8 protein-coding genes are annotated in these 8,388 nt (G+C 68.3%); 3 read left to right on the forward strand and 5 right to left on the reverse strand.

The genetic code is table 11. The annotated features are described in order from the left end of the window. Together OUA97_RS22650 and OUA97_RS23495 are read left to right on the forward strand one after the other, a co-directional pair. Positions 1 to 281, forward strand: a 281-nt coding sequence (locus OUA97_RS22650) for a hypothetical protein (RefSeq protein WP_267234352.1), incomplete at its 5' end; no start/stop codon positions are given. Between the two features lie 2 nt (positions 282 to 283). Beyond that, positions 284 to 364 (forward strand): hypothetical protein, encoded by an 81-nt coding sequence (locus OUA97_RS23495; RefSeq protein ID WP_416362454.1) that lies wholly within the window; start codon positions 284 to 286, stop codon positions 362 to 364. A gap of 266 nt (positions 365 to 630) precedes the next feature. Here the strand turns inward: OUA97_RS23495 and ppdK are convergent, their stop codons facing one another. The 5 genes from ppdK to OUA97_RS22675 form a co-directional block, all read right to left on the reverse strand. Further along, entirely contained in the window at positions 631 to 3,327 is a 2,697-nt protein-coding gene (gene ppdK, locus OUA97_RS22655) for a pyruvate, phosphate dikinase (protein WP_267234353.1), read from the reverse strand. A 13-nt stretch (positions 3,328 to 3,340) separates the two neighbouring features. Then, a complete protein-coding gene (gene glyS, locus OUA97_RS22660) occupies positions 3,341 to 5,635 on the reverse strand; it encodes a glycine--tRNA ligase subunit beta (protein ID WP_267234354.1) in 2,295 nt (764 codons plus the stop codon). Beyond that, entirely contained in the window at positions 5,635 to 6,159 is a 525-nt protein-coding gene (locus OUA97_RS22665; protein ID WP_267234355.1) for a DUF2314 domain-containing protein, read from the reverse strand. Before OUA97_RS22665 ends, glyS begins: the two co-directional genes overlap by 1 nt. After that, a complete protein-coding gene (locus OUA97_RS22670) occupies positions 6,156 to 7,058 on the reverse strand; it encodes a glycine--tRNA ligase subunit alpha (protein ID WP_267234356.1) in 903 nt (300 codons plus the stop codon). The genes OUA97_RS22665 and OUA97_RS22670 overlap by 4 nt, the downstream gene beginning before the upstream one ends. An 80-nt stretch (positions 7,059 to 7,138) precedes the next feature. Continuing rightward, positions 7,139 to 7,543 carry a hypothetical protein gene (locus tag OUA97_RS22675; RefSeq protein WP_267234357.1) on the reverse strand — a complete coding sequence of 135 codons (405 nt, stop codon included), beginning with the start codon at positions 7,541 to 7,543 and terminating at the stop codon, positions 7,139 to 7,141. Positions 7,544 to 7,889: 346 nt separating this feature from the next. Between OUA97_RS22675 and OUA97_RS22680 the strand changes: the two genes are divergently transcribed. Further along, a complete protein-coding gene (locus OUA97_RS22680) occupies positions 7,890 to 8,228 on the forward strand; it encodes a P-II family nitrogen regulator (protein ID WP_267234358.1) in 339 nt (112 codons plus the stop codon). The last annotated feature ends 160 nt before the right edge of the window (positions 8,229 to 8,388 follow it).

Here is an 8,388-nt window from a genome sequence, read left to right on the forward strand (position 1 = left end):
CGGCCCGCGCGGCGGCGGCGGCGGCGGCGGCACGTACGTCCCGCCCGGCGAAGAAGAGCCGACGAATCCGGGGCCCGGCCCCGGTCCTGATCCGGGTCCCGGCCCCGGTCCTGATCCGGGTCCCGGCCCCGGTCCTGATCCTGGCCCCGGTCCCGGCCCTGGTCCCGGCCCTGGCCCTGGCCCTGGCCCTGGTCCCGGCCCTGGCCCTGGTCCCGGCCCTGGTCCCGGCCCTGGCCCCGGCCCTGGCCCTAGCCCGATCCCGGAGCCTGGCACCTGGCTGATGATGATCGTCGGCTTCTTCGGCCTGGGCTCGATGGTGCGCCGCTCGCGCGCCGACGAGCGGGCCCGCGGCGAGGTCGCCTAAGACCTTCCAGGGGCTAAGCCTGAAACAAGAAAGGCCGCGCTGATCGCGCGGCCTTTTTCGTGTCTGGAGCGTTGGGCCCCGCTTCGCGGCCGCTCGTGGGAAGCCTAGCAGGCCTTTTCCATACGCGCCGACGAGCGGACCCGCGGCAAGGCCGCCTAAGACCTTCCAGGGCTAAGCCTGAAACAAGAAAGGCCGCGCTGATCGCGCGGCCTTTTCGTGTCCGGAGCATTTGGGGCCCGCCGCCCGGCGGGCCCGGTCGCGGAAGACTAGCGGTCCTTCTCCATGCCGCCGACGGCGGCCTGGGCCGCGGCCAGACGGGCGATCGGCACCCGGAACGGCGAGCAGCTGACATAGTCGAGGCCGACCTTCTCGCAGAACTCGATCGAGGCCGGGTCGCCGCCATGCTCGCCGCAGATGCCGAGCTTGACGTTCGGACGCACCGCACGGCCGCGCTCGGCGGCGATGCGGATCAGGTCGCCGACGCCTTCCTGGTCGAGGCTGACGAAGGGGTCCTTTTCGAAGATGCCCTTTTCCAGATAGGCGCCGAGGAAGCGGCCGGAGTCATCGCGGCTGATGCCAAAGGTCGTCTGGGTCAGGTCGTTGGTGCCGAACGAGAAGAACTCGGCGTTGTCGGCCAGGTCGCCGGCCCGGATCGCCGCGCGCGGCAGTTCGATCATGGTGCCGACCTGATACTCGATCTCGCGGCCGCGCTCCTTCAGCACCGCCTGGGCGGTCTTGTCGGTCAGCTGGCGCAGGAAGCGCATCTCTTCGCCCTTGGCGACCAGCGGGTGCATGATCTCCGGGATCGGGGCGGCCTTGCCGCTTTCGGCGATTTCGCAGGCCGCCTCGAAGATGGCCCGGACCTGCATCTCATAGATCTCGGGATACGAGACGGCCAGGCGGCAGCCGCGGTGGCCGAGCATCGGGTTGGTCTCGTGCAGCTCCTTGGCGCGGCGCATCAGCTTGGCGGCGTCGATGCCGGTGGCGTCGGCGACGGCCTGGAGGTCGGCCTCGGTGTGCGGCAGGAACTCGTGCAACGGCGGGTCGAGCAACCGGATGGTGACCGGCAGCCCTTCCATGATCGTGAACAGCTCAACGAAGTCGTTGCGCTGCATCGGCAGGATCTTGGCCAGGGCGTTGCGGCGGCCGGCCTCGTCGTCGGCGAGGATCATCTCGCGCACGGCGGCGATGCGGTCCTCGTCGAAGAACATGTGCTCGGTGCGGCAGAGGCCGATGCCCTCGGCGCCGAACTGGCGGGCGGTGCGCGCATCGAGCGGGGTTTCGGCGTTGGCTCGGACCTTCAGGCGGCGGACCTTGTCGGCCCAGGCCATGAGGGCGGCGAAGTCGCCGGTCAGCTCGGGCTCGATCATCTGGACCGCGCCGGCGAGGATTTCGCCGCGCGAGCCGTCGATGGTCAGGATGTCGCCGGTCTTGAAGACGCGGCTGCGCACGCGCAGTTCGCCGGCCTTGGTGTCGATCTGCAGTTCGCCGGCGCCCGAGACGCAGGGCCGGCCCATGCCGCGGGCGACGACCGCCGCGTGGCTGGTCATGCCGCCGCGGGCGGTGACGATGCCGCGGGCGGCGTGCATGCCGTGAATGTCTTCCGGGCTGGTCTCGTCACGGACCAGGATCACCGCCTCGCCGGCCGAACCGAGGCGCTCTGCCTCGTCGGAGTTGAAGACGATCTTGCCGGTCGCCGCGCCGGGCGAGGCCGGCAGGCCGGTGGTGACCACGTCGCGCGGGCTGGCCGGGTCGATGGTCGGGTGCAGCAGCTGGTCGAGGCTGGCGGGCTCGACCCGCATGATCGCCTCTTCCTGGGTGATCAGGCCCTCGCTGGCCAGGTCCACCGCGATCTTCAGCGCCGCCTTGGCGGTGCGCTTGCCGTTGCGGGTCTGCAGCATATAGAGCCGGCCCTGCTCGACCGTGAACTCGATGTCCTGCATGTCGCGATAGTGCTTTTCGAGCTTCTCGACGACTGCCTTGAACTGCTGGAAGACCTCAGGCAGCGCCTCTTCCATCGAGAGCGCCTTCTCGCCCATCTCCTCGCGGGCGATCTTGGTCAGGGCCTGGGGCGTACGGATGCCGGCGACGACGTCCTCGCCCTGGGCGTTGATCAGGAACTCGCCGTAGAGCCGCGCTTCGCCGGTCGACGGGTTGCGGGTGAAGGCGACGCCGGTGGCCGACGAGTCGCCCATGTTGCCGAACACCATCGACTGCACATTGACGGCGGTGCCCCAGCTTTCCGGGATGTCGTGCATGCGTCGATAGAACTTGGCCCGGTCGTTCATCCAGCTGGCGAACACGGCGCCGACGGCGCCCCACAGCTGGGCGTGCGGATCCTGCGGGAACGGCTGGCCCAGCTCCTGCTGGACGGCGGCCTTGTAGTCGGCGACGACCTTTTCCCAGTCCTCGGCGGTCAGGCCGGTGTCGACGGTGACGTCGAGGCGTTCCTTATGCTCGTCGAGGATCTCTTCGAACATGTGGTGGTCGAGGTCGAGCACCACGGCCGAGTACATCTGAATGAAGCGGCGATAGCTGTCGAAGGCGAAGCGGCGGTCGCCCGACAGCTTGGCCAGGCCTTCGACGGTTTCGTCGTTGAGGCCGAGGTTCAGGACGGTGTCCATCATCCCCGGCATCGAGGCGCGGGCGCCCGAACGGACCGAGACCAGCAACGGGTTGGCGGTGTCGCCGAACTTCTTGCCGGTGGTCGTCTCGACCACGGCGAGGCCGGCCACGACCTGCTCCTTGAGCTCGGCCGGGTACTGCTTGTCGTTGGAATAGTAGTGGACGCAGGCCTCGGTGGTGATCGTGAAGCCCGGCGGCACCGGCAGGCCCAGCGAAGACATCTCGGCGAGGTTCGCGCCCTTGCCGCCGAGGAGGTTCTTCATCGAGGCGTCGCCATCGGCGCTGCCGCCCCCGAAGGAATAGACCCAGCGCGACTTGGTCAGCGTATCGGTCGACATTCCTAAGGCCTCCTTAGCCCGTCACTTGCGAGAAGTCCGCGACCCGTTCCATGAGGTCGCGAACCTGCACGAGAAGACGCAGGCGGTTCTCACGTTCCGCCGCGTTTTCAGAATTCACTAGCACCGCCTCGAAGAAGGCGTCGACCGGCGCGCGCAGTCCCGAGAGGGCACGCATGGCGTCGGCGAAGTCTTCCTGCTGCAAGGCCTGCGCCACGGCCGGTTCGGCGGCCTGGAGGGCGGCGATCAGGGCCCCCTCCTCCTTCGGCGCGGCCGGCATGCCGACGGCAGGGCCAACCGGAAGCTCGCCCTTCTTCTCCTCGGCCTTGAGGATGTTGCCGGCGCGCTTGTAGCCGGCCAGCAGGTTCTGGCCGTCGGCGCCGGTCAGGAAGTGGTCGAGCGCCTCGACCCGGGCGACCATGCGCACCAGATCGTCGTCGCCGAGCGCGAACACCGCATCGACCAGATCGTGGCGCTTGCCCTGGTCGCGCAGGGCGACCTTGAGCCGGTCGGCCATGAAGCCCATGACTTCGTCGGCGACCACGCTGTAGGGGCGAAACTGGTACTGGATCTCGCCCTCCGGCGGATCGCCGGCCGCGGCCGAGCGGTCAAAGCGGATGTCGAAGTCCTCGGTCGTCGAAACGACGTAGGGCACGCCTTCGAGCAGCGCGTTCTCGAATTCCTCGACATAGGTCTCGAAGACTTCCGACGGAGAGCGGTAGGCCGGACCCAGATAGCCGGTGGTGCGCCGGGTCGAGACGTAGAGCGCACGGCCCGGATCGACGTAGCAGCGCAGCGACTTGTACCAGTCGGCGACCAGCTCGCGCACCGGGGCGCGGGCTTCGGAGCCCAGCAGGATGCGGATGACGCCGAGCGCGGCGCGGCGCAGAGCGTAGGGGTCGCGCGAGCCGGTCGGCTTTTCGTCGATGGCGAAGAACGCGACCAGGGTGTCGAGCTTCTCGGCGATGGCCACGGCCATGGTCACCGGGGTGTCGGGCGCCTCGTCCTTGGCGCCGACCGGCCGGTAGTGGTCGCGGATGGCGTCGGCGACGACCGGGCTGATCTTCTCCTCGCGGGCGTAGTAGCCGCCCATCAGGCCCTGAAGCTCGGGGAACTCGCCGACCATGCCGGTCGCCAGATCGGCCTTGGACAGGCGCGCGGCCAGCACCGCCTTGGGAACGTCGGCGCCGACCCGGGGCGCGATCGCCTTGGCCAGCAGTTCCAGCCGCTCGACGCGCTCGGCCAGGGTGCCGAGCTTGGCGTGGAAGGTGACGCCGGACAGCTTGGCCAGACGGTCCTCGAGGGTGACCTTGCGGTCCTCGTCCCAGAAGAAACGGGCGTCGTTCAGACGGGCGGACAGCACCTTGGCGTTGCCGCGGGCGATCTCCTTGCCGCCGTCGGCCGCCTCGATGTTGGCGACGGTCAGGAAGTTCGGAGCCAGCTTGCGCTCGCCATTGCCGTTGGCGCCGCGCGGGTCGGACACCGCGAAGTACTTCTGGTGCGTACGCATCGAGGTGCGGATCACCTCCGGCGGCAGGTCCAGGAAGGCCGGATCCATGTCGCCGAGCACCGGGGTCGGCCATTCGGCCAGGCCGGCGACCTCGTCCAGCAGGCCGTCGTCGTCGACCAGCTCCAGGTTACGCGCAAAGCAGAGCGTGCGCGCGCCGTCCATGATGCGATCCTTGCGCTCCTCGGGGTCGAGGATCACGAAGTGCGCGGCCAGCTTGTCGCGGTAGCTGTCGAAGTCCTTCACCTTGAAGGGCTTGCCCGAGCCCATGAACCGGTGGCCCTCGGTGACGTCGCCGGCCTCGACGCCGTCGATGCTGAACGGCACGACCGCGCCGTCGAACAGGAAGACGATGCGCTTCAGCGGCCGCACCCAGCGCAGGGTTCCACGGCCCCAGGTCATCGACTTGGGCCATGGGAAGTTGCGGATCACATGGTCGAGGATCTCGGCGGCGATCTCGGCGGTCGGGCGGCCCTTGCGGTGGATATGGGCGAACCAGACACCGTCTTTTTCCGTGAGCTGATCACGGGTCAGGCCGGTCGAGCGCAGGAAGCCGTCGATGGCGGCGTTGGGCGCGCCGACACGGGGGCCCTTGCGCTCCTCGTGGCGGTCGCCCTGGGCCTCCGGCAGCCCCTCGGCCACCAGGGTCAGGCGGCGCGGGCCGGAAAAGGTCTTGAGGCCCTCCGGCAGCAGACCCTGTTCGGCCAGCCGCTCGCGGAACATGCGGTCAAGGTCCCGCGCGGCCTGCACCTGCATACGCGCAGGAATCTCTTCGGAGAACAGTTCGATCAGAAGCTGGGGCATCAGTTAGCTCCGGCCTCGAGCGGTTGCGGGGAGAATAGTTCCGCCGACTGCGCGCGTTGGGCCGCGTTGGCGCGAGCGGTCAGCGCTCGCGTTGTGAAATGGCCATAGAGCTTGTCGCCCTTCGAATACTGCCAGTCGGTGATCGCCGCCTCATCGACTTCGACTTGGTCGCCCACCTTCAGGTCGCCCAGATCGTACGGCTCATTGGCGAGTTCTCCGGTCACCTTGCCGTCGGCCCGACCGATCACGTTCACCCAGATGTTCTCAGTGGCGCCAGCGCGGGTCTTGAAGGCCGCTTTGACCGCGTAGTGGCCGTAGCCAGCCGGCTTGGCCTCGAACTTCGCCCAAAACACGGGCAACGACTTGCGGGCTTCGTTCGACGCCGCGACGACCTGCGCGTCCTGCTCATCAGAGAAGATGACCTCTTGCTCTGGAGGCCGCTCCGCTTCTTGAGCGCACGCAGATAGAACCGGGCTGACGGACGCCGCAAGGGCGACGAGGGTGGTGAGAACGGCGTGTCTCAAACGTTGCCGCCTTCGTTTTCAACCCAGGCTTCGGCGCACATCTTGGTCAGGTCGCGGATGCGGCCGATGTAGCTCTGGCGCTCGGCCACGGCGATCGCGCCCCGGGCGTCCATCAGGTTGAACAGGTGGCTGGCCTTGAGCACGTGGTCGTAGGCCGGCAGCACGGTGCGCTGGCCCTGCGGGCCGCGGCCCTCGAGCATGCGCGGCACCTGCCGCTCCATGTCCTCGAACTGACGCTTCAGCGTGTCGACGTCATAGAGGTGGAAGTTGGCTTCCGACTGCTGGCGCTCGTTCTCGAGGAACACGTCGCCATAGGTCATCGGCAGCGGGCCGTCCGGGTCGTTGAACGCCAGGTCGGTGAAGTGGTCGACGTTCTGCAGGTACATGGCTAGGCGCTCAAGCCCGTAGGTCAGCTCGCCGGCCACCGGCCAGACGTCCAGGCCGCCCACCTGCTGGAAGTAGGTGTACTGGGTGACTTCCATCCCGTCGCACCAGACCTCCCAGCCGAGGCCCCAGGCGCCGACGGTCGGGTTTTCCCAGTCGTCCTCGACGAAGCGGATGTCGTGCAGGCGGGTGTCGAGGCCGATCGCCTCCAGGCTGCCCAGATAGAGCTCCTGCAGGTTGTCCGGGTTCGGCTTCAGGATCACCTGATACTGGTAATAGTGCTGCAGCCGGTTCGGATTCTCGCCATAGCGGCCGTCGGCCGGCCGGCGCGAAGGCTGCACATAGGCCGCGCGCCAGGGCTTGGGCCCCAAGGCGCGAAGCACCGTCGCCGGATGGAGCGTGCCCGCCCCCACCTCGACATCGTGAGGCTGCAGAATCACGCAGCCCTGGCGGCTCCAATAGTCATGCAGCTTCAGGATAAGACCCTGAAACGAAAGCGGCTTATCGGCTGGCATTGGCTGGGGTTTCGCAGGCGCAAAAAAAGTCGGCGGACCATAGGGCCCGCCGACCTTCGCTTCAAGCGGAATGCCTTGTTCTAATTGCCGCGCGCAGCGGTGGCGCGGCCGGCCCGCGACAGCGGCTTGTACTTGGCGCGGTTCTCCGGCGTGTCGGCCACCGGGCCGTTGGTGGTGGCGTTCGCGCTGACCGTCGCCGAGGCCGGAACCCCCTCGGCCGAGGCGTCGGGGCTGGCTGGCGGCATGGCCGCGGCGTCGTTAGCCGGCGGGTTGACGCTGGTGTCGGGCATCGCCGTAGTGGCCGAGGCGTCCGCGCCAGGCGTGGTCATCGCCTTGCCAGCCTCGTCCTTCATCTGATCGTTCGCCTGATCATGCATCTGGGCGGAGTCGGCGGGCTTGGATTTCTTGCCGCCCTCGCCCGCATGGGCGCCACCGCCGATCAGCGCCAGGGCGGCGGCGGCCGTGAGCAGGGTTTTCATCGTCATCGTCATCGCCTCCGAATGACGCTCCCTGGCCCCCCACCACCAGGATGCGTCCCGTTCAAGCGCTCGGGGCGCGGCTTTTGTTCCGCTCCGAACCTCATGTAGCCCGGTCGCATTCGCCCGCTGGAGCGCCATTCCGCCTCAATTTTAGGCGCCACACCCCCGTTGTGCACAGCAATCGTGCCGAGCGCGCCTTTTCATTGATCAGAAGTTACCAGGCGCCGTTCCGCGCGCCGCACGTCGATAGCGTCGCCCTTGGCCGTCGGAGGGGGGATGCCAGCCGCATCTTCCGGCGGATGCGGGTCAATCGAGCGCTCGCCCCCTGGCTTGGGGCGAGCAGGAGCAGGCGATGAAACTGATCATAGCGGTCGTCAAACCCTTCAAGCTGGACGACGTGCGCGAAGCGCTCGTGGCGGCCGGCATCGAGGGACTGACGGTCTCGGAAGTGAAGGGTTACGGCCGGCAAAAGGGCCAGACCGAAATCTACCGTGGGGCCGAGTACCAGGTGAACTTCGTTCCGAAGGTGAAGCTCGAGGCGGTGGTCGACGACGCCGCCGCCGGCAAGGCCGTGGAGGCCATCAAGGGGGCGGCCGCCACCGGCAAGATCGGCGACGGCAAGATCTTCGTCCTCGATGTCGAGGACGCCGTGCGCATTCGGACCGGCGAGACCGGCACGGCGGCGCTGTGACGCGCGCCGAACTCATCGGGACAAGGGGATAACGACAATGACGACATTGAGATTCAACAAGCTGACGGGCCTAGCGCTCGCCGCCGTGATCGCCGGCGGCTTGCTGGCCCCGGCGGCGTTCGCCCAGGATGCCGCGCCGGCGCCCGCGGCAGCCGAGGCC

This window comes from Phenylobacterium sp. 58.2.17 (assembly GCF_026411515.1).
In the GTDB taxonomy this organism is placed as follows: Bacteria; Pseudomonadota; Alphaproteobacteria; order Caulobacterales; family Caulobacteraceae; genus Phenylobacterium.

Excerpts from the sequence above, each read along its gene's own strand:
- OUA97_RS22675 (WP_267234357.1), bottom strand. The coding sequence starts at position 7,543 with ATGACGATGAAAACCCTGCTCACGGCCGCCGCCGCCCTGGCGCTGATC.
- OUA97_RS22670 (WP_267234356.1), bottom strand. The coding sequence starts at position 7,058 with ATGCCAGCCGATAAGCCGCTTTCGTTTCAGGGTCTTATCCTGAAGCTG.
- glyS (WP_267234354.1), bottom strand. The coding sequence starts at position 5,635 with ATGCCCCAGCTTCTGATCGAACTGTTCTCCGAAGAGATTCCTGCGCGT.
- OUA97_RS23495 (WP_416362454.1), top strand. The coding sequence starts at position 284 with ATGATCGTCGGCTTCTTCGGCCTGGGCTCGATGGTGCGCCGCTCGCGC.
- OUA97_RS22680 (WP_267234358.1), top strand. The coding sequence starts at position 7,890 with ATGAAACTGATCATAGCGGTCGTCAAACCCTTCAAGCTGGACGACGTG.
- ppdK (WP_267234353.1), bottom strand. The coding sequence starts at position 3,327 with ATGTCGACCGATACGCTGACCAAGTCGCGCTGGGTCTATTCCTTCGGG.